The sequence below is a fragment of the Erwinia sp. BNK-24-b genome, assembly GCF_047456155.1.
GTDB lineage: Bacteria > Pseudomonadota > Gammaproteobacteria > Enterobacterales > Enterobacteriaceae > Erwinia > Erwinia phyllosphaerae.
The window spans coordinates 2,078,255-2,101,750 of sequence record NZ_CP179901.1; the positions used below are offsets into that span (position 1 = coordinate 2,078,255).

At 55.1% G+C, this 23,496-nt stretch carries 22 protein-coding genes; 14 read left to right on the forward strand and 8 right to left on the reverse strand.

Annotation, left to right across the window (positions count from 1 at the left end):
• Positions 1 to 64: 64 nt before the first annotated feature.
• The 3 genes from ACMGGR_RS09310 to ydfG all read right to left on the reverse strand — a co-directional run bounded on the left by ACMGGR_RS09310 (position 65) and on the right by ydfG (position 3,874).
• Positions 65 to 1,552: a carboxypeptidase M32 gene (locus tag ACMGGR_RS09310; protein WP_414148716.1), complete on the reverse strand. Its 1,488-nt coding sequence runs from the start codon at positions 1,550 to 1,552 to the stop codon at positions 65 to 67.
• A gap of 28 nt (positions 1,553 to 1,580) precedes the next feature.
• Complete coding sequence (gene rstB, locus ACMGGR_RS09315; RefSeq protein ID WP_246759591.1) at positions 1,581 to 2,882, reverse strand: two-component system sensor histidine kinase RstB; 1,302 nt, start codon at positions 2,880 to 2,882, stop codon at positions 1,581 to 1,583.
• A gap of 245 nt (positions 2,883 to 3,127) precedes the next feature.
• Complete coding sequence (ydfG, locus tag ACMGGR_RS09320) at positions 3,128 to 3,874, reverse strand: bifunctional NADP-dependent 3-hydroxy acid dehydrogenase/3-hydroxypropionate dehydrogenase YdfG (protein ID WP_246759590.1); 747 nt, start codon at positions 3,872 to 3,874, stop codon at positions 3,128 to 3,130.
• A 382-nt stretch (positions 3,875 to 4,256) separates the two neighbouring features.
• Between ydfG and guaD the strand changes: the two genes are divergently transcribed.
• Genes guaD through xdhC form a run of 4 tightly spaced genes read left to right on the forward strand, consistent with a single transcriptional unit; the run spans position 4,257 to position 10,149 of the window.
• Positions 4,257 to 5,603, forward strand: a complete 1,347-nt coding sequence (gene guaD / locus ACMGGR_RS09325) for a guanine deaminase (RefSeq protein WP_414148717.1) — start codon at positions 4,257 to 4,259, stop codon at positions 5,601 to 5,603.
• Positions 5,584 to 7,029, forward strand: a complete 1,446-nt coding sequence (gene xdhA, locus ACMGGR_RS09330) for a xanthine dehydrogenase small subunit (RefSeq protein ID WP_414148718.1) — start codon at positions 5,584 to 5,586, stop codon at positions 7,027 to 7,029. Before guaD ends, xdhA begins: the two co-directional genes overlap by 20 nt.
• Positions 7,019 to 9,373: a xanthine dehydrogenase molybdopterin binding subunit gene (gene xdhB / locus ACMGGR_RS09335; RefSeq protein WP_414148719.1), complete on the forward strand. Its 2,355-nt coding sequence runs from the start codon at positions 7,019 to 7,021 to the stop codon at positions 9,371 to 9,373. Before xdhA ends, xdhB begins: the two co-directional genes overlap by 11 nt.
• Positions 9,370 to 10,149 (forward strand): xanthine dehydrogenase accessory protein XdhC, encoded by a 780-nt coding sequence (gene xdhC, locus ACMGGR_RS09340; RefSeq protein WP_246759586.1) that lies wholly within the window; start codon positions 9,370 to 9,372, stop codon positions 10,147 to 10,149. Before xdhB ends, xdhC begins: the two co-directional genes overlap by 4 nt.
• 12 nt (positions 10,150 to 10,161) lie before the next feature.
• Here the strand turns inward: xdhC and ACMGGR_RS09345 are convergent, their stop codons facing one another.
• Together ACMGGR_RS09345 and ACMGGR_RS09350 are read right to left on the reverse strand one after the other, a co-directional pair.
• Positions 10,162 to 10,647: a DUF3237 family protein gene (locus ACMGGR_RS09345; protein WP_246759585.1), complete on the reverse strand. Its 486-nt coding sequence runs from the start codon at positions 10,645 to 10,647 to the stop codon at positions 10,162 to 10,164.
• A gap of 34 nt (positions 10,648 to 10,681) precedes the next feature.
• The gene (locus ACMGGR_RS09350) at positions 10,682 to 11,188 is read right to left on the reverse strand and encodes a phenolic acid decarboxylase (protein WP_246759584.1); all 507 of its coding nucleotides are present in this window, start codon (positions 11,186 to 11,188) and stop codon (positions 10,682 to 10,684) included.
• A gap of 89 nt (positions 11,189 to 11,277) precedes the next feature.
• Here ACMGGR_RS09350 and ACMGGR_RS09355 point away from each other — a divergent pair, with 89 nt between their 5' ends.
• The 3 genes from ACMGGR_RS09355 to bla are packed head-to-tail and all read left to right on the forward strand — an operon-like array spanning position 11,278 to position 15,135.
• Positions 11,278 to 12,138, forward strand: a complete 861-nt coding sequence (locus ACMGGR_RS09355; protein ID WP_414148720.1) for a LysR family transcriptional regulator — start codon at positions 11,278 to 11,280, stop codon at positions 12,136 to 12,138.
• Positions 12,139 to 12,175: 37 nt separating this feature from the next.
• Positions 12,176 to 14,218 (forward strand): peptidyl-dipeptidase Dcp, encoded by a 2,043-nt coding sequence (dcp, locus tag ACMGGR_RS09360; RefSeq protein WP_414148721.1) that lies wholly within the window; start codon positions 12,176 to 12,178, stop codon positions 14,216 to 14,218.
• The gene (gene bla / locus ACMGGR_RS09365; RefSeq protein WP_414148722.1) at positions 14,215 to 15,135 is read left to right on the forward strand and encodes a class A beta-lactamase; all 921 of its coding nucleotides are present in this window, start codon (positions 14,215 to 14,217) and stop codon (positions 15,133 to 15,135) included. The genes dcp and bla overlap by 4 nt, the downstream gene beginning before the upstream one ends.
• On the opposite strand, the gene hpxO is transcribed toward bla, so the two are convergent.
• Positions 15,114 to 16,271 carry an FAD-dependent urate hydroxylase HpxO gene (gene hpxO, locus ACMGGR_RS09370; RefSeq protein WP_414148723.1) on the reverse strand — a complete coding sequence of 386 codons (1,158 nt, stop codon included), beginning with the start codon at positions 16,269 to 16,271 and terminating at the stop codon, positions 15,114 to 15,116. The two genes, bla and hpxO, sit on opposite strands and share 22 nt — an antisense overlap.
• Before the next feature lie 239 nt (positions 16,272 to 16,510).
• Here hpxO and ACMGGR_RS09375 point away from each other — a divergent pair, with 239 nt between their 5' ends.
• The 3 genes from ACMGGR_RS09375 to ACMGGR_RS09385 all read left to right on the forward strand — a co-directional run bounded on the left by ACMGGR_RS09375 (position 16,511) and on the right by ACMGGR_RS09385 (position 18,133).
• Entirely contained in the window at positions 16,511 to 17,146 is a 636-nt protein-coding gene (locus ACMGGR_RS09375) for a hypothetical protein (protein WP_414148724.1), read from the forward strand.
• A gap of 76 nt (positions 17,147 to 17,222) precedes the next feature.
• The gene (locus tag ACMGGR_RS09380; protein WP_414148725.1) at positions 17,223 to 17,669 is read left to right on the forward strand and encodes a DUF441 domain-containing protein; all 447 of its coding nucleotides are present in this window, start codon (positions 17,223 to 17,225) and stop codon (positions 17,667 to 17,669) included.
• A 59-nt stretch (positions 17,670 to 17,728) separates the two neighbouring features.
• Positions 17,729 to 18,133, forward strand: a complete 405-nt coding sequence (locus ACMGGR_RS09385) for a hypothetical protein (protein ID WP_414148726.1) — start codon at positions 17,729 to 17,731, stop codon at positions 18,131 to 18,133.
• Here the strand turns inward: ACMGGR_RS09385 and ACMGGR_RS09390 are convergent, their stop codons facing one another.
• Both ACMGGR_RS09390 and ACMGGR_RS09395 read right to left on the reverse strand, forming a co-directional pair.
• On the reverse strand, positions 18,134 to 19,048 hold the full coding sequence (locus ACMGGR_RS09390; RefSeq protein WP_414148727.1) for a TIM barrel protein: 915 nt from the start codon (positions 19,046 to 19,048) through the stop codon (positions 18,134 to 18,136). It lies immediately after the preceding gene.
• A 39-nt stretch (positions 19,049 to 19,087) separates the two neighbouring features.
• Positions 19,088 to 20,113 (reverse strand): LacI family DNA-binding transcriptional regulator, encoded by a 1,026-nt coding sequence (locus tag ACMGGR_RS09395; RefSeq protein ID WP_414148728.1) that lies wholly within the window; start codon positions 20,111 to 20,113, stop codon positions 19,088 to 19,090.
• 228 nt (positions 20,114 to 20,341) lie between these two features.
• Here ACMGGR_RS09395 and ACMGGR_RS09400 point away from each other — a divergent pair, with 228 nt between their 5' ends.
• From ACMGGR_RS09400 to ACMGGR_RS09415, 4 genes are all read left to right on the forward strand, one after another.
• Entirely contained in the window at positions 20,342 to 21,517 is a 1,176-nt protein-coding gene (locus tag ACMGGR_RS09400) for a Gfo/Idh/MocA family protein (protein ID WP_414148729.1), read from the forward strand.
• A gap of 288 nt (positions 21,518 to 21,805) precedes the next feature.
• Positions 21,806 to 22,174, forward strand: coding sequence for a putative holin (locus tag ACMGGR_RS09405; RefSeq protein ID WP_414148730.1), 369 nt, complete (start codon positions 21,806 to 21,808; stop codon positions 22,172 to 22,174).
• A complete protein-coding gene (locus ACMGGR_RS09410; protein ID WP_414148731.1) occupies positions 22,171 to 22,473 on the forward strand; it encodes a phage holin family protein in 303 nt (100 codons plus the stop codon). The genes ACMGGR_RS09405 and ACMGGR_RS09410 overlap by 4 nt, the downstream gene beginning before the upstream one ends.
• A gap of 83 nt (positions 22,474 to 22,556) precedes the next feature.
• Complete coding sequence (locus ACMGGR_RS09415; protein WP_414148732.1) at positions 22,557 to 23,444, forward strand: N-acetylmuramoyl-L-alanine amidase; 888 nt, start codon at positions 22,557 to 22,559, stop codon at positions 23,442 to 23,444.
• The last annotated feature ends 52 nt before the right edge of the window (positions 23,445 to 23,496 follow it).

The following is a 23,496-nucleotide window of genomic DNA, read 5'->3' on the forward strand; positions in this document are numbered from 1 at the left end:
TATCGGCGTGTTACCGATTGTACAAAGGCCCGCTACATAACGGAGCGGGCCTGACGGGACGGGATCAGTCGGCCAGGTAGCGGCTTTCTAAATGCTGACGGAAAAAGGCCGGATTAAGTGCCTCACCCGTAGCGTTTTCAATGAGTTGGCTTGTGCTGAAGCGGCTACCGTGCTGCCAGATATTCTGCTGTAGCCAGTCGAAGATCGGCTGCAAATTGCCTTCACGCAGCTCGCTCTGAACCTGCGGCAGCGCCTTTTTCACGCTCTGAAAAAGTTGCGCCGCGTACATTGCGCCCAGCGTATAGGTAGGAAAATAGCCAAAGGCACCGTCGGTCCAGTGGATATCCTGCATGCAGCCGTCGCGATAATTGCCGCTGGTATCCAGCCCCAGCAATGCCTGCATTTTTTCCTGCCACAGCGCCGGGATGTCGTCCACTTCGATGTCGCCTTCGATCAGCGCGCGTTCAATCTCATAACGTAAGATAATATGCGCCGGATAGCTTACCTCATCCGCATCAACGCGGATCAGGCCTGGCTTAACGCGCTGGTTGAGCGCGATAAAGTTCGCCTCTTCCAGCGCGGGCTGGTCGCCCATCAACGTTTTTACCTGCGGCAGCAGCAGGCTCAGGAACTCCCGGCTGCGACCCAGCTGTTTTTCAAAAAACAGGCTTTGCGACTCGTGAATGGCCGTTGAGCGGGCCAGCGCGACGGGTTGACCAGCCCACTGCTTTGGCAGGTTTTGCTCGTAGCAGGCGTGACCGGTTTCATGGATGACGCCCATCATCGCGCTGATAAATTCGTTGGCATTGTAACGCGTGGTAATACGAACATCTTCCGGCACGCCGCCGCAGAAAGGATGCGCGCTGACGTCCAGACGACCGGCGTTAAAATCGAAGTTCAGCAGCTTCATCAGCGTCTGGCCCAGCTGCTTTTGCGACTCAATGGCAAAAGGTCCAACAGGCACGTCAACAGGCTGTCTGGCCTGCTTTTCAACAATGCGGTTCAGCAGCGAAGGCAGCCACTCTTTCAGCTCGCCAAACGTGGCATCCAGCTTAGCGCTGGTCATTCCCGGCTCGTAAAGATCCAGTAGCGCATCATAACGCGAGCAGCCGTTCGCCTGCGCACGTAGCTCCGCTTCCTGGCGGCTCAGCCTGACTACTTCTTTCAGATTAGCGGCAAAACCCTGCCAGTCATTGGCCGGGCGCTGCTCCCGCCAGGCGTGTTCGCAGCGGGAACCGACGATGGATTTCTCTTCGACCAGCGAAGCCGGGAGCAGCGCGGCCTGCTGATAAGCACGGCGCATCTCTAGCAGGTTTGCCTGCTCAACATCATTCAGATTCTCGCTGGCGGCCGCCTCCAGCCACTGCGCCACTTTTTTATCGGTCAGAATTTCATGTTTAAGTACGCTCAGCTCGGCCAGCGCCGCGCCGCGTGCGCTGCTGCCGCCTGGCGGCATCATGGTCATCATATCCCAGCCGGTAATCGCGGAAAGATGGCTAAAGCGGGAAAGCCGGGTAAATGTGCGGGTCAAATCTGCATAAGCGGATGACATAGTGATCCTTTACGTTGTCGTGGCGCCGTCAGGCAGCGCGGGGAGAAGATAAGGGTAAATCAACCGGCCAGCAAAAGCGAACGCTGGCGCCGCCCAGCGGGCTGGTATCAATCAGTACATAGCCGCCAAAGGCCTGCGCCACGGAATGAACAATTGCCAGCCCAAGCCCGCAGCCGCCGGTTGCGCGATCGCGGCTGGGATCCAGACGGACAAAAGGCTCAAATACGCGCTCGCGCTCGGCTTGCGGAATGCCGGGGCCGTCGTCTTCAACCTGTAGGCAGGCCGTATTGCCATCAAACCAGAGTCCAACACGCAGGCGCCGGTCGGCATAGCGCAGCGCATTATTCACCAGATTATCCAGCACGCGCTCCATCAGTCGGGTATCCGCCACGCCCATGTTTTGCCGTTGTGGCGTATCCAGCTCGACGGTAAAGTCAGGATGCACCGAGCGGATATCATCCAGCCTTTCGCTCAGCCACGCGGCCAGATCCAGCGACTGCAGGTTCAGGTCGACTTTCGGCCTGTCCAGGCGGGCATAGGTCAGTAGCTCTTCAATCAGCGACTCCAGCTGACCAATGTCCCGGTTCAGCGCGGCGGCTTCGCTGTCGGTAAGGTTGTCGCTCATCTCCAGCCGGTAGCGCAGACGCACCAGCGGCGTTCTCAGCTCGTGCGCGATGCCGTCAATCAGCTGTTTTTTGCTGACGACCAGCGTATTGATGTTATCGGCCATCTGGTTAAAGGCAACGCCAAGCCGAAACAGGCTGGAGGCGCTGTCAAAGTGAATACGCTCGTCCAGATGCCCCTGACCAAAACGCTGCGCGGCCGACTCCAGCCGCAGCATCTCTTTCCAGTGGGGCCGCATCCAGATAAACACCGGCAGCGCCAGCGATATACCGATAAAAGCCAGCAGCACGATATCCAGAATGCGCATTTCATGCAGAAAAAAGAGGTAGGGGATAGGCCCGACGGCCAGCACATAGTGACTGCGCGGAATATGCTGTAAAAAGGTGTATTCGTCGTCCAGCGCGACAATACCACCAGCGCGTAAACGGCGCATAGTGGCGGGGTCGAGCTGATACTTGCTCATCGGCTCTATATGCAGCTTAAAAGAGAGATTAAGATCCAGGTTATCGATGGTCTTATCCCAGTCGCGCGGAGGAATTTCACGTAGTTCGCTGCGCATTAAATAAAGCGAGCTTTTCATCAGGTCATCCATTGACTCACGACCAGCGCGTTCGGCGGTGAATTTATAGACCAGCCCAACCAGCATCGCCATCACCAGAAAGCAAACGAACAGCAGCAGATAAAACTGAATAAAAAGCTTTCGCATGAATTGTTACCTGAAATCAATAAATTAACTATCCTGCCCTGGACATCAGGCGCACAGTTCCCAAAATTCTCACATTGATATGTTCTTATATCACTTAAGCAAGTATTGATTTTAAAAAAATTTAGAGGTGACGCAGGCAGCGGCTGGAGCGGGGCAGCATTAAAACAGCTAACTACAACATTCTGGAATTTAAAGCTGATGGCAACCCTTCACCATCAGCTTGTAACCTGCAAAAAAGCGTAGTCTTACGCCTTGTGCACTTTCAGTCCGGCTACCGTCTGGGCAACCGGCATCATCTCCAGCGTATTGATGTTTACGTGTTTCGGCAGCGTAGCAACCCACCAGACCGCTTCGGTAACGTCTTCGGCGGTTAACGGCTCGGTGCCGTCATATACGCTGTCTGCTTTAGCATCATCGCCTTTAAAACGAACGTTAGAAAACTCTGTTCCGCCTACCAGGCCCGGCTCGATATCGGTCACGCGCAGTGCCGTGCCGTGCAGATCCGTGCGCAGGTTCAGGCTGAACTGGCGTACAAAAGCCTTGGTAGCACCATAAACGTTGCCGCCCTGATAAGGCCACAGACCGGCAATGGAACCCAGGTTAATAATATGGCCGACATTGCGTTCCACCATGGCGGGCAGTACGGCGCGAGTCATATAGACCAGGCCTTTATTATTGGTATCGATCATCGCATCCCAGTCATCCACGCTGGCTTTATGCGCCGGTTCAATACCTAACGCCAGTCCCGCATTGTTAACCAGCACGTCGATATTGCGCCATTCCGTCGGCAGCTGCGCCAGCGCTTCTTCAATGGCGGCGCGGTTGCGCACGTCAAGCTGCAACGTATAAAGGTTAGCGCCCAGCTCTTCTTTCAGCTTTTTCAGACGCTCTTCACGGCGACCGGTAGCGATTACCTTATGGCCTTCAGCAATAAAACGACGGGTAATGCTTTCGCCGAAACCGGCAGTGGCTCCAGTAACAAATACAATCATCTCACTGTTCCTCAACGCTTTTTGGGTTTAAACCACCATAACATCTCGGTGCCGTGCTGATAAGTCGGATTAATTCTGATTAATAACTTAATCTGCACAATGTTGGCGCGTCCTGCGGCAAGGTTGCCTGAAAAGGGTGCAGGCAGAAATGACTGGCAGAAAGTAAAAAGTAAAAAAGGCGCTGAAAAATGGCAGGCAAACGATTGCTAATTTTTGCAATCGTTTGCGCATACGATTGCGACTCTTTATGAACGTGTATTTGCGCGCTCTTTATTTAATTCATTGAAAATAAAGCAATATTTATATGTTCCCGACCTGGCATAACAATTGCTATTTATTTCTATAATTAATTGTCAGCCGTCCGTCGATAAAAGGAAGCGCTATGTTACCCACCTTTACCCGTGCCGTGCGCGGCAGCTTTTTTGATATTACCGCGACGGTTAGCGATCCGCAGCAGCTGGCTGAACGGGCTCGCTATATTGAAGACGGATTACTGCTGCTGAACGAAGGAAAAATTGTTTCGCTACAGGCCTGGGAAGAGGGGCGTCACCAGCTGGGCGATGAAACGGCGGTAGTCGACTATCGCGGTAAGCTTATCGTTCCGGGCTTTGTTGATTGTCACATTCACTACCCGCAAACGGAAATGATAGGCGCGTACGGCGAACAGCTGCTCGAATGGCTGCAGCAATATACTTTCCCGGTTGAAAGTCAGTATCACTGCCCGCTGCATGCGGCAAAGATGTCCGCCTTCTTTTTACATCAGCTGTTGAGCAACGGCACCACAACCGCGCTGGTATTTGGAACGGTGCATCCCCAGTCCGTAGATGCCTTATTCAGCGCGGCAGAGGGGCTGGGCATGCGGCTGATTGCCGGCAAGGTGATGATGGACAGGCACGCGCCGGATTATCTCACCGAAACGCCGGAACAGAGCTATCAGCAAACGCGTGAGCTGATTGAACGCTGGCATAACCGTGGCCGCCTCAGCTATGCGCTGACGCCGCGTTTTGCGCCAACGTCTTCTCCCGAGCTGCTGCAAAAAGTTCAGCAGCTCAAAAAAGAGTATCCCGATACATGGCTGCATACCCATCTGAGCGAGAACCCGCAGGAGGTCGCCTGGGTAAAAGCGCTTTTCCCGGAGCGCAGCGGCTATCTGGATGTTTATCACCATTATCAGCTGACCGGACGGCGCAGCCTGTTTGCCCACTGCATTCATCTGGAAGAAGAGGAGTGGGACTGCCTGCACGATACCGACTCTTCCGTAGCGTTTTGCCCGACCTCCAATCTGTTTTTAGGCAGCGGGCTGTTCAAATTAAACCACTGTTGGGAAAAAAACGTGAAGATGGGCATAGGAACAGATGTGGGGGCCGGAACAACTTTTAACATGCTGCAAACCCTGGGCGAGGCATACAAGGTCGGCCAGCTCCAGCACTATAAAATGGCGGCCAGCGAAGCTTTTTATCACGCCACGCTGGGCGGCGCGCAGGCGTTGGATCTGCATCAGCAGATCGGCAATTTCAATCCGGGTAAAGAGGCCGATTTTGTGGTGCTCGATCCCGCTGTTTCCGCACTGCAAAAAATGCGCTGCGCCAACAGCCGTGACATCTGGGAAAAGCTTTTTGTATTAATGACGCTGGGCGACGATCGCAATATCGCCAGCACCTGGGTAAACGGCAAACGCGTCTGGCAACAGCATAACGAGGAGAAAGCACATGATTCAGTTTTTGCTTAACCAGACGTTGATTAGCGAAACCTCGCTCGATCCCGACACTACGGTACTGAACTATTTGCGCCAGAACAAACGGCGCTGCGGCACGAAAGAGGGCTGCGCCTCCGGCGATTGCGGGGCCTGCACCGTGACGCTGGGACGTGTTGAGGACGGGAAGATGGTCTACGAAACCGCCAACAGCTGCATCACCTTTGTCAGCAGCCTGCAGGGCAAGCAGTTGATTACGGTAGAAGATTTGCCGCAGAACGGTGAACTGCACGGCGTACAGCAGGCGATGGTTGATTGCCACGCTTCGCAGTGCGGGTTTTGTACGCCAGGTTTTGTTATGTCGCTGTTTACGCTGCAAAAGAACAGTGATGGCTGGCAGCAAAAAACGGCGGAGCAGGCGCTGGCGGGCAATCTCTGCCGCTGCACAGGCTATCGGCCAATTGTTGATGCGGCACGTCAGGCTTGTCGGCAGCCGCAGCAGGATGCTTTTACGCAAAATGAAGCGCAAACGGTTCAGCGTTTAAACGCGCTGCAAAATCAAGAAATACAGGAGATAGCGCTCAACGGTAAGCGCTGCCTGTTACCAAAAACGTCTGAACAGCTGGCAACGTTACTGGCCGAACATCCGCAGGCGAAGCTGCTGGCGGGCGGCACCGATCTGGCGCTTCAGGTTACGCAGCACTACAAGTCGCTGCCGCTGGTTATTTCCCTGGAGCAGATAACGGAACTGAAAGCGTGCCACATTGGTGATAAAGAGATAACGCTGGGCGCGGGCGCTTCGCTCCACCATTGCTATCAGATTCTGCAACGCCATATACCTGCCTTTGCGGAGATGCTGGAGCGCTTCGCTTCTTTACAGATTCGCTATCGCGGCACGCTGGGCGGCAATATTGCTAACGGTTCGCCAATCGGTGATACGCCGCCGATGCTGCTGGCGTTAGATGCTGCGCTTGAGCTGCAGTCGGGCAGTAAGATTCGTCGCCTGCCGCTGCAAAGCTTTTTCCTGGGCTACCGTAAAACGGCGCTGCTGCCCGGCGAATTTATCCGCGCTATCGTGATTCCTGAGGTGACAGCGTCACAACATTTTCAGGCATGGAAAGTTTCCAAACGGCTGGAAGATGATATTTCGGCCATTTTTGCTGCTTTCATGCTGGAACGGGACAGCGACGGCATCGTTACCAGGGCGCGTATTGCTTTTGGCGGCATGGCGGCAATTCCTAAAAGAGCGACCAGATGTGAACAGCAGCTGGTTGGCCAGCCCCTGACCACCACCTCACTGGAGCTGGCCTGCCGCGCGCTGGAACAGGACTTTACGCCGCTGAGCGATTTTCGCGCCAGCGCAGGCTACCGCATGCAGGTTGCCAAAAATTTGCTGCGCCGCTATTACGTTTCGCTTGCCGATAAATCCACGCTGTTGGAGGTAGCAACCTATGTCCAGTAATCGTCCTGTAGTCGCGGAAGAGGTGATCGCCAGGCAATACGCCGAAGGCATTCAAAGCGGCGTTGGCAAAAGCAACAAGCACGAAAGCGCGGCAAAACATGTTTCCGGCGAGGCGCTCTACATTGATGACAGGCTTGAGCTGCCGGGCATGCTGCACCTTTGTCCACGGCTCAGCGAACATGCGCACGCCCGCATTATCAGTATTGATACGCAGCCTTGCTACAGCGTTCCCGGCGTGGTTAGCGTACTGACCTGGCAAAGCGTGCCGGGAGAAGGCGATATTGGCCCGCTCGAGCCGGGCGATCCGCTCATGGCAAAGGATCTCGTTGAGTATGCCGGACAGGTGATTCTGGCCGTCGCGGCTGAAACGCCGCAGGCCGCGCGGCAGGCGGCAGAGTTGGCGGTAATTGAATATGAACTGCTGACGCCAATGCTGGACGTCAAAGAGGCGCTGGAAAAAGAGCATTTTGTGCAGCAGCCCCACGTTCACCAGCGCGGAGACGTTCAGGTCGCGCTGGCCCGTGCCGATCGCCGTCTGCAGGGCGAATTTCATATTGGCGGCCAGGAACACTTTTATCTGGAAACGCAAATCGCGCTGGTGGTGCCCGGTGAGGATCGTTCGCTACAGGTCTTTTCTTCTACGCAAAACCCGACGGAGGTGCAGAAGCTGGTGGCCTCGGTGATGGGTCTCACCATGAACAAAGTCACCATTGATATGCGGCGCATGGGCGGCGGCTTTGGCGGCAAAGAGACGCAGGCGGCTGGCGTAGCCTGTTTATGTGCGGTCGCGGCGCAGCAGACGGGCAGACCGGTAAAAATGCGTCTGGCTCGCCGTGACGATATGCGGATTACCGGTAAGCGACATCCTTTTTATATCCGTTATGACGTGGGCGTTGATAAAGAAGGGCGTTTCAGCGGCGTAAAAATCGAGCTGGCTGGAAACTGCGGCTACTCGCTGGATCTCTCCGGTTCTATTGTCGATCGAGCCATGTTTCATGCCGACAACGCCTACTACCTGGGCGATGCGCTGATCGTCGGCTATCGCTGCCGTACTAACACGGCATCTAATACGGCCTATCGTGGCTTTGGTGGGCCGCAGGGAATGGTGGCGATTGAGCAGATCATGGATCACATCGCGCGCGAGCTGAACCTCGACCCGCTGGAGGTGCGCAAACGCAACTACTACGGCAAAGAAACCCGCAACGTTACGCATTATCATCAGCAGGTTGAGGGAAATCTGCTGGATGAAATGACCGCACAGCTGGAAGCAAGCGCGGATTATGTGGCGCGGCGCGAAGCGATTACTGCTTTTAACCGCAGCAGCCCGTTCCTGAAGCGTGGCCTGGCGCTGACGCCGGTTAAATTCGGCATCTCTTTTACTTCCAGCTTTCTTAACCAGGCGGGTGCGCTGATCCTGATCTATACCGACGGCACCGTGCAGCTCAATCACGGCGGCACGGAGATGGGCCAGGGGCTGAATACCAAAGTCGCTCAGGTAGTCGCGGAAGTGCTGCAAATCGACGTGGATCAGATTCAGATCACCGCTACCGATACCGGAAAAGTGCCGAATACCTCGCCGACCGCGGCTTCAAGCGGTGCCGATTTAAACGGCAAGGCAGCGCAAAACGCGGCGCAGATCCTGCGCGACAGGCTAACGGAAATGCTTTGTCGCCTGCACAACTGTCCGGCGGAGCAGGTCAGCTTCAGCAACGGCATCGTTAAAGTTGCCGAAAAGCACTTCACCTTTCCGGACGTGGCGCAAATGGCGTGGCTTAACCAGGTCCCGCTGTCGGCCACCGGTTATTACAAAGTGCCGGGTATCCATTACGATCGCGAAGCGGGGCGCGGCACGCCGTTTTATTACTACGCTTTTGGCGCGGCCTGTTCAGAAGTCATCATTGATACCTTAACCGGCGAGTATCGCCTGCTGCGCGCCGATATCTTGCACGATGTTGGCGCATCGCTGAACCCGGCCATTGATATCGGCCAGGTGGAAGGCGGTTTTGTGCAGGGCGTTGGCTGGCTGACCTGCGAAGAGCTGGTGTGGAACGCGCAGGGCCGCCTGATGACCGATGGCCCCGCCAGCTACAAAATCCCGGCGATTGGCGACGTACCGGCGGACCTGCGCGTCACGCTGGTGGAAAACCGTAAAAATCCCAAAGAGACGGTTTTTCACTCAAAAGCCGTTGGCGAGCCGCCGTTTATGTTAGGGATTTCCGCGTGGTGCGCGCTACAGGATGCGGTTGCCAGCGTCAAAGACTATCAGCAGCATCCGCTGCTGGACGCGCCAGCCACGCCGGAAAGAGTGTTCTGGGGCGTGGAGAAGTTGAGGGAAAGCGTATGAGTCCTGACGACTGGATTACGGTGCTGGCGGCTCTGAGAGAAAAGCGCCAGCCTTGCGTGCTGCTCACCGTGCTGGAAGAAAAAGGCTCGGTACCACGCGATCGCGGCAGCAAAATGGTGGTGACGGAGGAAAAAAGCTTTCTCACCATCGGCGGCGGCCATCTGGAATATCAGTGCATTGCCATTGCGCGTGAGATGCTGAAAACCCATAGCTGCGAGCCGCGCAGCGAGCATTTTAATCTGGGGGCGCGGCTGGGGCAGTGCTGCGGCGGCATGACCACCGTCCTGTTTGAGCCGCTAATCCAGGCGCAGCCGCAAATTGCGGTGTTTGGCGCGGGCCACGTGGGGCAGGCGCTGGTCAATCTGCTGGCAACGTTACCCTGTCACGTTTTTTGGGTAGACGAGCGCCAGGAGCAGTTTTCCAGCGTCCCGGCTGGCGTCACGCTTTGCTGTCAGGAAGATCCCTGCGACCAGGTCAAGCTGATGCCGCCACAGAGCTACTACGTGGTGATGACCCATCATCATCCGCGCGACCTGGCGCTGTGCGAGGCGATTCTCAAGCGCGGTGACTATCACTACTTCGGCGTTATCGGCTCGCAGACCAAGCGACAGCGCTTTGACTATCGGCTGGCGGGCAAAGGCTTTAGCCCGCAGCAGCTGGCAACCATGCGTTGCCCGATTGGCCTGCCGGATGTAAAAGGCAAACTGCCTGCGGAAATTGCGGTGGCGGTGGCGGGAGAAATCATCGCCAGCTACAGCCAGGAACGGCCAGCGTAGGCTGGCCGGATTTCAGGTCACGCGATAGAAATTAAGGGTCACGCCGTGCTGCGTGCGCTGGCCGGTGCTGATAAAGATTGACTCTTTTAGCCAGTTCAGGCGCGCATCATAAATTTCAAACTGCGGGACGGTGCGGAAATAGAGCTCCTGAGGCGCAATCGCATCGAAAAAACGCATATTTTCGCCAAACAGATCTTTCCTGAAGGCTTCCGGAACGCGACGAATACCGTTGTTTTCTATATAGACCTTGCCCTGATCGGTTTGCAGCGCATAGCGAGCCGACAGACGACACAGTCCATCCGGCTCGATAATCTGGCTGTCGATACCGCCGGGCATCACTTCCCCCGTCAGCCTGCCGCTGACCACGCCCTGGTTGATGGGGATTAGCTGTCGCTTGCCGCTTTCGCGACTGTTTTCGACCACAATCGGCTGTTCCACCACCACCTTCACCGAAAAGCTGAATTCCAGTTCCGGCCTGACTTCATCCTTTGTCTCCACAACACCCCCTCGCGCTTATCCGTCTCTCTCTGATTTATTTCAGATTATCAGGAAAGTTGTCCGGCAGCTCGCTTGCCGCGCAGGCAATGACGCTCTCGTTATCCCGGCCGCAGTCGCGGACAAAAGTGATAGTGGCAAATTCGTCGATCACCTCGGTCGGATAAGCCGGGCCGGCGGCGCGATAGCTTTCCATCTCGGCAATATGGTCATTCTGATAGCAGACGGTTTTCTGCGGGGTATCGATTACCCAGCGCGGGAAGAAGATGGTGCCATGGAACAGGCGATCGCCCAGGTTAACGGCAAGGCTAACGTCGGTGCCGGTCGGCTCGGTCCAGGAAATTTTATAGATATCTTTGCCCAGTCGAACGATATAAGCCCGCTGATCTTTTACCCATCGATTGCCCACCAGCCCACTGTGAATACGATAATCCAGCGTCTGCTCGTTCTTCACATAAATTTCGTAATTCCAGCCGTTGTCATAGGTATAAACCAGGTGTTTACCGACAAAATTGCTCAGATCGTGTTTATCAAAAGTCATCATTTCCTCCTGTTTTTTCTAAAGCTATCAGTTAACTTTTTCGATAAAAAGCGCTACTTTTAGATGAAACCTATCGAAAAATTACATCAATCATGCTGAAAACGACGCTGGAGCAGTGGGAGCTACTGGCAAAGGTTATTGAACTGGGTAGCTTCGCCCGTGCAGGAGAGGCGACCAGCCGTAGCCAGTCTTCGGTAAGCTACAATCTTGCTCTCCTGCAAGAGCGGCTTGGCGTCGCGCTGCTGGAGCCGCAAGGGCGTAAAACTGTCCTGACGCCTGCGGGCGAGCAGATGCTGACGCGGGTACGGCCGCTGCTGAAGGATTTTTACCATCTGGAAGCGCACGCTGCCTTACTGAAAGATGGCGTACGCACGCGGCTGGATCTGATGGTCGATACGATTTTCCCGCGTGAGCGCCTGTTTGCCGCGCTAAAGCAGTTTCAGCAGCAGCATCCCCATACTCAGGTTCGGCTGACCGAAGTACTGGAGAGCGCCAGTAGCGATACGGCTGAAGCAGACGTCATGGTGCTGACGCGCCGTCAGGATCTTATGGGGCGGGGCGAATGGTTAATGAATATCGATTTTGTGGCCGTAGCGCACAGCGACCATCCGCTTCAGCAGCAGGCAGAATCACTAAGCGAGGAGAGGCTGGCCGCGTATCCGTTGATTTGCATCGCCGGACGTGAAGCCAGAGCCGACGACGCCAGCTCGGCGTTTGCGGAGTGCTGGACGTTCTCTACTATTGAAACGGCGATAGAAGCCGTGGTCAGTCAGGTCGGCTACGGCTGGCTGCCGGAGGAGAGGATAAAATCTTATCTGGCTGACGGAACGCTGAAAATTCTTCCCATGACGCATGGCGTCAGACGTGCTACACCCTTACATCTGATCGTGAAAAAAGGTCTTGCCGATCGCCAGCTGCAGACGCTGACTACCTTGCTCAGACAAAACGGCTAACGATGCGCTCGTGCCGAATCCATTAAGGAGAAATGCTATGCAAAATCCCTTCAGCCAACCCAGTTCGCTGCCGTTTCAGGCCCCCCCTTTTGATCAAATTACCGAAGCGGATTACCGTCCCGCGCTGGAAGAAGGTATACGGCAAAAGCGGGAAGAAGTGGAACGCATTGCCACCAACCCGGAGTCGCCCACCTTTGCTAACAGCTATCAGGCGCTGGAACAGTGTGGACAGCTGTTAAAACGCGTTGAAAGCGTTTTTAACGGTATGACCTCAGCCAATACCAGCGATGGATTACAGCAGCTGGATGAGGAGATGTCGCCAAAGCTGAGGGCGCTGGAGGATGATATCCGGCTTAACGGGCAGCTTTTTGCACGTCTGGACAGCGTCTATCAACAGCGTGAAAGTCTGGGGCTGGACAGCGAATCGCTACGGCTGGTAGAGGTGACCTGGCAGGCATTTCAGCTTTCCGGCGCCAGCCTGAATGATGATCAAAAGGCGCAGCTGAAGGTGTTAAATCAGCAGGCCGCCACGCTCACCACGCAGTTCACCAACAAGCTGCTGGCCGCTACCAAAGCGGGCGGACTGGTGGTCGAAGAGCAGGCCGCGCTGGCGGGCCTGAGTGATGCAGAGCTGGCGGCGGCGGCCGAAGCGGCCAAAGAAAAAGGGCTGCAAAACCAGTGGCTGATCGTATTGCAAAACACCACGCAGCAGCCCGATCTGCAAACGCTCAGCAATCGCGACACCAGAGAGGCGCTGTTTAACGCCGCCTGGAACCGCACGCAAAAAGGCGATGCCAACGACACGCGCACGCTGATTGCGCAGCTGGCCAGCATTCGGGCACGTCAGGCTAAGCTGCTGGGTTTTGCCAGCTATGCCGAATGGAAACTTCAGGACCAGATGGCGAAAACGCCGCAGGCCGCGCTCGACTTTATGCGCGAGATCGTACCGGCGGCCACCGCACGCGCCGGTCGTGAAGCGGCGGATATTCAGGCGGTGATCGATCGGCAGCAGGGCGGTTTTACTCTTCAGCCCTGGGACTGGCTCTTTTATGCTGAACAGGTGCGTAAAGCCAGTTACGATCTGGATGAAGGCCAGATCAGGCCGTACTTTGAAATCACCAACGTGCTGGAAAACGGCGTCTTCTGGGCCGCAACGCAGCTTTACGGCATCACTTTTAAAGCCCGCAGCGATATCCCGGTTTATCATCCTGACGTGCGCGTCTACGAAGTAACGGACGTCAACGGTGAACCGCTGGCGCTGTTTTACACCGACTACTTCAAGCGCGATAACAAAGCAGGCGGCGCCTGGATGAGTAACTTCGTCGACCAGTCAGCATTACTCAGCACCAAACCCGTTATCTATAATGTTTGTAACTTTCCGAAGCCCGTGGCGGGCCAGCCAGCCCTGCTCGCCTGGGACGATGTGATCACCATGTTCCACGAATTCGGCCACGCGCTGCACGGCATGTTCGCCGATCAGCGTTATCCGAGCCTGTCCGGTACCGCAACACCGCGCGACTTTGTAGAGTTTCCTTCGCAGTTTAACGAACACTGGGCGAGCAATACGCAGGTGTTCAAAAACTTCGCCCGTCACTATCAGAGCGGCGAGCCAATGCCCACCGAGCTGCACGATAAAATCATTAACGCCAACAAATTTAATAAAGGTTATGACATGACCGAGCTGCTGGCGGCGGCGCTGCTGGATATGCGCTGGCACAGCCTTGCCGCCGAGCAGCCGGAGCAGGACGTGGCGAGTTTTGAACAGCAGGCGCTGGCGGCAGAAAAGGTTAATCTGCCTGCCGTTCCGCCGCGCTACCGCTCAAGCTACTTCCAGCACATCTGGGGCGGCGGCTATGCCGCGGGCTACTACGCCTATCTCTGGACGCAGATGCTGGCGGATGATGGCTTTGAATGGTTTGAGGAGCATGGCGGCCTGACGCGCGAAAACGGCCAGATTTTCCGTGAAAAAATTCTCTCACGTGGCAACAGCGAAGATCTCAAAGCGCTGTACGCGCGCTGGCGTGGCCGGGATCCGGAAATTGAAGCGATGCTGATCAACCGGGGATTAAAAGAGGAATGAGTGTTTCTTTGCAACGTCGACGGCTGCTGTTAGCAGCCGTGCTTTCGCCGCTGGCGACCAGCCTGTTGCCCTTTACGGCGCGGGCAGAAACGGCCAGCCTGCACCAGCAGCTGTCTCAGCTGGAAAAGACAGCCAACGGACGCCTTGGGCTGGCTTTACTGGATAGCGGAAACGGTAAGATTTTGCAGTATCGCGGTGAGGAGCGTTTTCCCCTGTGCAGCACCTTTAAAGTGCTGGCTGTTGCAGCCGTATTGCATAAGTGCGCCATACGGCCAGAACTGCTGCAAAAGCGGCTGCGCTGGCAGGCGACGGAGGAGCTGGCATGGATGCCGGTGACCGCTAAACATCGCGCAACGGGAATGACGGTGGCGGAACTTTGCGCCGCCGCTTTGCAATACAGCGATAACCTGGCAGCGAACCTGCTGTTAAAAGAGCTGCATGGCCCGGCCGGACTGACGACTTTTCTGCGGCAAAAAGGTGACAGCGTCACGCAGCTGGACAGAAATGAACCAGAACTCAACACGGCGATACCAAATGACCCGCGCGATACCAGTACGCCGTTGCAGATGATGCACAATCTGGCGCGGCTGGCGCTGAGTGATGGAAACCGGACGGGGAACGCTCTGGAGCTGGCAACCGAACAGCGCCAGCAGCTTACAAGGTGGCTAAAAGGTAACACCACGGGTAAAAAAGCGATTGCCGCCAGCGTGCCTGCGAACTGGATCACGGGCGACAAAACCGGCAGCGGCGATTACGGCACCACCAACGATATTGCCGTGCTGTGGCGTCCGGCTGCACCGCCGCTGGTTTTAGCGCTCTATTTTACGCAGCACGAGAAAGCGGCAAAATCCCGTCAGGACGTGCTGGCAAGCGCCACGGCTATCGCGCTTGCCGCTTACGCCAGCGGCCCGCCCTGAATGGTATCCAGCATGCCGTGGATGATGCGTTCGCCGGTCTCGCTGCTCAGCTCCTGATACCACTGGCGGGTTACCGCCATCTCTTTTCCGTGCGTCACGTCGCAGCGTTTGCGCGCTTTTAAGACCAGATCTTTCACTCGTTCAGCGCGCTTGTGCTGGTAGCGTAACAGGGCATCTTCGATACCCAGCGAATTGGTTTGCAGCGCGTGCGCCAGTACTACGGCATCCTCCATTGCCGCGCAGCCACCCTGGCCGATATCCGGCGTGGTACTGTGCGCCGCATCGCCCAGTAGCGCCACGCGGCCTTTAACCAGCTGAGCAAAAGGTTCGATATCGTGGATCTCAATTCGATTGGTCGTTTCCGGATCGATCTGTTCGATAAGCTTTTGCACCGGCGCGGCCCAGCCGCTGAAATAGCGCTGTAAATCTGCGCGGAGAGTCGTGCGATCTTCCGCCAGCCCTGGAGGCAGCGGCACGTCAAAAAAGAAGTAGAACCGATTACCGGCAACCGGCATCAGCGAAACGCGTTTGCCTTCGCCCACAAAGGTTGTCCACTGGCTGGCAGGGGCAATGGTTTCATCAATCGTCACCAGCCCGTTCCAGTTAACATAGCCCGCATAGCGCCGCTCAACCTTTTCACCCAGCACATAAGGACGGATGGCCGAATGCGTACCGTCACAGGCAATCAGTAAATCACCTCGCGCCTCGCTGCCGTCGGTAAAGTATGCCGTTACGCCGTGAGCGTCTTGCTCTACGCTGGCAACGCGCTTACCAAACTGCACGTCAGCCCGGCCATAGCCATCCAGCAGCATCGCCTGCAATTCGGCCCGCGCAACGGGATAAGGATACTCACCGGCTTCGTTTACCAGCGGTTGCAGGCTGAACTGCGTTAGCACGCTGCCAGACTGAAAATCGCAATAGGCCATCGAGCGCATCTGGCCGCCCAGCGCCCGCAGCGGCTCTTTCATCCCCAGATAGTTAAGGCATTTTACGCCGTTAGGCCAGATGGAGATCGCGGCACCAACCGGTTTTATCTCTTTAACCGCCTCAAAAACCTCGGTTTCAATACCGCAACGCTTTAACGCGATCGCCGTACACATGCCACCAATACCTGCGCCAATGATTATCGCTTTCATCTGTTTCTCCTTGAGCTTTATCACTGGTGCTGCAACTTTTGTACCAGGAATAAATAACCGGAGAGCGGCGTGAAACGGGTAATCGGCACGCGGTGAAACAATAGTTTCTTCCCGAGCCTGCCTCATAGTGAGGCATTGCACTTTTTTGGTGAGCAAGCTGAAGCCGCCGGGTTAAAAAGTTGGCAATATCAGGAAGAATTTGCCACAGTGATCGCAAATCTGTTTCCGGAGAACGCAACATGGCAACGATAGCCTGTCTGCATGCGGCAGAAAGTAATATAGCCCGCTTTGAGGATGCGCTTCAGCAGCTCGATTTTGATGAAATTCAGCTGCTGCATCGCGTGGAAGATAAACTGCTGAGCGAAGTCATCGAGGCGGGCGAGGTCAGCGAAGAGATGACGGCTGCGGTGCGCGCTATTATTGGCGAGATGGCGCAGCATGCTGACGCCGTTATCATTACCTGCACCACGTTGGGCGCGGCTGCGCTGGATACAAAGGCGTTCAGCAAACCCGTTATTCGCGTGGATGCGGCGCTGGCCAAAGCGGCTTCCCACTATCAGGGCGCGGTGCTGGTGCTCTGTACGGCACACTCAACGCTGGCCATGACCACTCGCGTCTTTGAGGCTTTTATTCCCGGCAGTCGGCTGGCGGTGGAGCTGGTGCCGCGCGCCTGGGCCTGTTTTAACCAGAACGATATTGTCGGTTATCACCAGCAAATTGCCGGGTATATCCAGCAGCGCCATGAGTGCGCGCTGGGCTGTATTGTGCTGGCGCAAAGCTCTATGGCGGGCGCAGAAAAATATATCAATACCACGCTGTCGGTGCTGACCGGCCCGCAAACCAGCCTGCAGGCCGCTATCGACGCAATTTTTTAAACGCGTAAACAGAAAAAAACCAGACCGCAACGGCAAAGCGTTTTAAGATGTAGCCTTTTCCTTACAGGAAAACACTATGTTCGATTTGACGTTGTTTATTCTGCTGTTTCTGGCGGCTCTCAGCTATTTCAGCCACAACCTTACCGTTGCCATGGCGCTGCTCGCGCTGATTGTGGTACGCATGACGCCGCTTAATACGCTGTTTCCCTGGATAGAAAAGCAGGGCGTTACCGTTGGCATCGTGATTCTGACCATCGGCGTTATGGCCCCCATCGCCAGCGGCGCGCTGCCAACCAGTACGCTACTGCACTCTTTTATGAACTGGAAATCGCTGCTGGCTATCGCGGTAGGGATATTCGTGTCCTGGGTAGGCGGCCGCGGCGTCAGCCTGATGAGTTCGCAACCTACTATCGTCGGCGGTTTGCTGATTGGCACCATTATTGGCGTTTCGCTGTTTCGCGGCGTGCCGGTCGGGCCACTGATTGCGGCCGGGCTGGTTTCGCTGTTTCTCGGCAAAATGTAGCGGCTCGCTGGCCGCTTCCCTGCTATGATTGCGCTCTTTTTTTTCGCCAGGAGAAACCGGTGAGCAATAAGCAGGACAAGCGCAACAAGCGCGCCAAACTCAAAGCTAAACAGGCTAATAACGCTCGTGCGCGCGGTAAGCAGCTCGATGCGGTCGGGCGCAGTAGCTACATCGCCACGCCGGAAATGGTCGAGCTGTTTACCGGTCTGCCTCCGCTAAGTGAAGATGGCGCCATGCCTTTCGTCGCTGACGTTTATCGCTGGTGCGACGAAGAGTATGGTTTTGACGGCAGCGATGCAGAAAACGAAAAGCTGCAGGTTGCGGCGCTGTGCGTGCTCTATATCCACTGGCGCACCAGCGAAGGGGCAACTTCGCTGATGCAGAATGAGATGATTACGGCTGCCATCCGCCTGACGGAAGAAAACGAGATGTTCAACGCGGAATATCAGGCCGCCGCCCTTTGATTAAAAGCCCACGCTGCGCAGATAACGCAGGCTGGCGGTAACGTCAGCCAGGCTTCCCGCCACGTCGCGCGGATCCCGCTCTTGCTCAATGGTTATCCAGCCGTGCCAGTTCAGCTCGGCAAGCAGGGCTTTAATCGCCGGGTAATCGATAGCGCCCGTACCCAATGGGCACATCACGCCTGCCGCGCAGGCGCTGAAAAAATCCAGATCTCCGGCAATTGCAGCGTCATAAACGCTTTTGTTTACATCTTTAAAGTGCAGGTAGTCCAGGCGTGCAGCATGACGTCGTAGCCAGCTGACCGGATCCAGTCCGGCGTAATAAAGATGGCCGGTATCCAGACAAAGACCGGCTTCTTCGGCAGGAATAGCCTGCGCCAGCCGGTCAATCTCGTCGCCGAATTCGATAAATCCACCGGCATGCGGATGGATCACCGGCCGCACGCCATATTCGTGCCGGGCGATGCGGCTCAGTTCACGGATATGACCAATCATGCGCTGCCAGTCTGTTTCATCCAGCCGTTTTGCCCGCTCGGACTGGCCTGCCCAGCGGGCGCGTTCCGCGTCGCCAAAATCGATAATCACCAGATAGGGCGGCGGCACTGCACCTTCGGCCACGGCAACCGGCACCTTTTGCAGGTTAGCGCAAATAGCGTGCGTCATGGCTACCATGGCGGGAAAATTGGCTTCCGATACCAGATCGTCGAATAGCGTACCCGCCACCAGCGACAGTTCGTGGCTTTCCAGCGTCTGCCGCAGGATGTCCGCATCGGTCGGCAGATAGCGCCACGGCCCCAGTTCAATGCTGTGATAGCCAGCCTGACGCGCCTCGCGCAAAACTTTCTCCCACGGCGGCAGGTAAGGATTGTTCGGGTCGTCTACTCCCCAGCTACAAGGTGCATTCGCTATTGCGTACATGGCAATTCCTCCAGGTTTGATGGTGATGTGCGCCCGGGATTAGCGACGCAAATGGGACTGCCTGAGCCGCAGCAGATCCTGATGCTCTGTGGGCTGGATTGTTGCGTCTGAAGTCAGGCGATGGATCGCATCTTCCAGCATGGCGCGAAGCGGCTGGGCGTGCGTGGTTAACTGATAGCGAGGCGAGGCGGCAAGTTCAATATCGTCATAGCCGACAATCCCCGGATGATGTCCCGGTGCCAGTGCGGCCAGGGCGTCCAGCGCGCCGACAGCCAGAATATCGTTTTCGCAAAACAGCGCATCCAGCCAGTGGACCTGGGGAGTTTGTGTGAGATAGTCGCTGAAAGCACGCTCGCCGCTGGCGCGGTTATAGTGATTGGCTTTGAGTAAGACAATATCCTGCTGCGGCACGCCGGATTCACGCAGGCGGTCGCAGTAGCCTTCGTAGCGCAGGAGCTGCGTCGATTCCGTGTCCGGGCCCTTCATATAGCCAAATTTTTGATAACCCTGCTGATGTAAAAGCATGGCCGTTTGACGGCCAGCCTGATAGCCATCGGTGTTGATCGTCTGGATATAGGGATTGTCGTCATTGCGGCAAAGCTGTACCAGCGGGATTTGATGAATATCGCGTGCCAGCGCTATCAGCCTGTCGCTAAGCAGCGTGCCTAAAAACAACAGGCCATCGACCTGGAGCTGATCGGCCATGGTCAGCATCGCTTCTTCCGAGCCTTGCGTGCTGATATTGAGCAGCAGCGCCGTATAGCCCTGGCGCTGAAGCAGGCTGGTCGCCTCATCAAGCAAGGTCAGCAGGTTGGGATTTTGCATCTCGTCTACCATGACGCCGATCAGCCCTGAATTTTGGCGGGCCAGCCCTCTGGCCAACAGGTTAGGGCGATAGCCTAGCTGCTTAGCCGCCTGCTGCACGCGGGCCAGCGCCTGTGCCGAGATTGACGCGCCGTCGGTAAAGGCGCGTGAAACTGTCCATTTAGACACGCCGGCCAGCTGGGCCACGTCGCTGGCGGTAATCTTGCGGGATGAGGGCTGCGGGGGTGATTTTTCGTTCATGCTGGTGACCGCTAACAGGAAAACCCTGAGTGTAATGCATAAAATGTTCCGTGTAATGCAACCGGTTGCAAAAATTATTATTGTTGTGATCTCGCGGGTAAAAAAGCGTTAGATCAATTTGACGCAGGAGCAGATCTCTCTGAAAGTCTCCTCAGCTTCACGCTATTACCAAAAAATTTGCAACCGGTTGCAATGCCGGTCCCCGATAATACTGAACACGAGGTAGCTATGGTAAATGGAGAGAGAAAAATCGCGCGCCCGTTACGTTGGGCAATGGTTGGCGGCGGCAGGCTAAGCCAGGTGGGCTATAAGCATCGCAGCGGTGCATTACGCGATAACACGGCTTTTCAGCTGGTGGCGGGCGCGTTTGATATTGATGCTGAACGCGGTCGCGATTTTGGCGTAAACATTGGCGTGGAAGCCGGGCGCTGCTATGACAATTACCAGCAGCTTTTTATGCATGAAGCGCAGCGTGCCGACGGAATCGAAGTGGTCACAGTCGCCACGCCTAACGGCACGCATTATGAAATCACCAAAGCGGCCCTGGAAGCTGGCCTGCACGTAATTTGCGAGAAGCCGCTTTTCTTTAGCAGTCAGGAGGCGAAAGAAATTAAAGCGCTGTCGGCAGAGAAGGGACGTATTGTCGGCGTAACCTATGGTTATTCAGGTCATCAGATGCTGCTACAGATGCGGCAGATGATTGCCAGCGGCGATATTGGCGAGGTGCGTATGGTCGAAATGCAGTATACGCACGGCTTCAGCGCCAGCGACAACGCGGACAAGTTTGAGGCGCAAAAGTGGCGTGTCGATCCGCAAATTGCCGGGCCAAGCTTTGTGCTGGGCGATCTCTCCACCCATACTTTTTATATTTCGCAGCTGGTTTTACCCGAGCTAAAACTGAAGTCGCTTCTCTGTGACCGGCAAAGCTTTATTCCTTCGCGCGCGCCACTGGAAGACAACGCCATGGTGCTGATGCACTACCACGGTGGCGCGGTGGGCAGAATGTGGACGTCGTCGATTAATGCAGGCTGTATGAATGCCCAGCAGATCCGCGTGATAGGATCTAAGGCAAGCTTGCAATGGGCAGACTATCAGCCGAACGAACTGAAATATGAGGTGCAGAATCAGCCCGCGCAGTTACTCCATCACGGCATGCCCTACCTGAGTGAAACAGCGCTGACGGACGATCGCCTGGGGGCACTTCATACGGAAGGATTAACGGATGCCTGGTCCAATATTTATCTCAGGTTCGCACTGGCTATAGATGCTAAAAACCGAGGTGACGAAGCAGGCCTGGCCACGCTTATTTATCCGGATATTAATGCCGGACTGGAAGGGGTGCGCTGGGTAGAGAACTGTGTCCGTTCCGCCGATGGCGGGGCCGTCTGGGTTAATTATGAGTAAATGCTTTGTTGCGTGTGGTAAAAAAATGAAAGCGTTTTATTAAAACCAGTAAAATAATAACAGACGACCGGCAGCGGGTTTCTCCGTGCCGGTTTTTATTTGCTTGCGAAATAAATTTTCAGGCATATTAATCCTTTTGCTTAAGAAGATAGCCATTATTTTTAAGAACAGGATGCTTTAATATGATACCTTTCGTTTTATTGCGGATAACGATAATTTATCTGGCTGCCCTGTTTTAAAAGCATAAAATTAATGAGTCCTTCCCAATGGATATAACAAGAGGTGACTATGGATAGTGCTGCGCCACAAGCAAACCTGGGCACGGAAGATATTGGCATAGGGCTGTATGGCTTATTAAGCCACCTTGACAGCACAACGCTTACGGGAGCCATTGCCGGAGCCGTGGTGTTTGTTATATCGGCTAACGATTTTCACTGGTTAAAGCGCTTGCTGCTGGGTTCAGTGGCGCTGGTAAGCGGCTATATCTGCGCGCCTGAAGCCACCGGACTGATAAAAGCCCTCTTGCCAGCGGGGAGTGAAGTTCATAACGGAGTTGGCGCGGTGTTTTCGGCCGCGATGATAGTCAGAATACTGCTGGCCGCCAGTGGAAAAGAGGGAATCGCATTTTTGTCTCGTTTCAGGGGAGTAAATAAATGACGCGGATGGATGGCATATTGCTGAGCGTTAATGCAGTAATCTGCACCATAATAGCCATTAAGTTAATTATTTTCGAAAGGAAAAAGTTCAATTATGCTCACAGCTGGTTCTTTGCAGTTGTCACCTATATGCTGATCCTTAGCAATGCCGCGATAGTGATGCGCATTTTGACCGGAGAGGTCAGGCATATTGACTGGAGCTGCGTGGTTAATAATCTTTTTATCTGTATTGCGCTTCTTACGCTCAGAGGCAACGTTCGCCCATTTTTTGGTAAGCACAGCGAGAACACAAAGGAATAACAGAGTGGCGATTCCGTTTTGCGTTGGGTAAAACCTGAACGCATATAATCGAGACTGTCTTATAGGGGCAATAAGGAAATACGATGAGAAAATATAAAGGGAAATCTGTACGACTAAAAACAGCAATAGCGTCTGCCATATTAATCCTTGCCGGGTGTTCAGGCTCAAACGTGGCAACGGAAGCAGCAAAAAGCATGAGCGATCGAGGCGACTATTATGCCGATAATGCAATTTCAGCCGTTAGCCAGGACAGCCGTGCAAAATTTCTTATTCTGCATTATACGGTTGAAAACGATGTCGACTCGCTGAAAACCTTATCAAAAAAGGGCGTCAGCGCGCACTATCTGGTCACTACCTTGCCTGAAAGCTATAAAGGAAAACCCGTGGTGACGCAGCTTGTCCCTGAAGATCGCAGAGCGTGGCATGCGGGCGTCAGCAGCTGGCAGGAACGAACCAGTCTTAACGACAGCTCCATCGGTATTGAAATCGTGAATAAAGGATTTACCGATAACAATGGCGTAAGAAGCTGGTACCCCTACACGGAAAGCCAGGTTGAGGCCCTTATCCGGCTAACGAAAGATATTGTAAAACGCCACGACATTAAGCCAAATTACGTGCTGGGACACAGCGACATTGCGCCATTAAGAAAACAGGACCCGGGCAAACTCTTCCCGTGGCAGCGCCTGGCTGAAAAAGGCGTTGGCGCATGGCCTGATGCCGAAACGGTCAATAAATATCTTGCCGGACGATCGCCGGAAGCGGCGGCTGATGTGCTTACTCTGCAAAAAACGTTAAGCAGGTATGGCTATAGCGGCATTCCGCTGACGGGGATTTTTGATAAGGCCACCCAAACAACTATTGCCGCGTTTCAGATGCATTTTCGGCCAGCCAATATAAGCGGCCAGGCGGATGCGCAGACGGAAGCGATTGCCAAAGCGCTGGTAGAAAAGTATATCGATAACCCGTCTTAGCCAGCGCGCCGGTTATTTAATCGCCGGGCAGGGGTAACGATTCTGTTCAGGA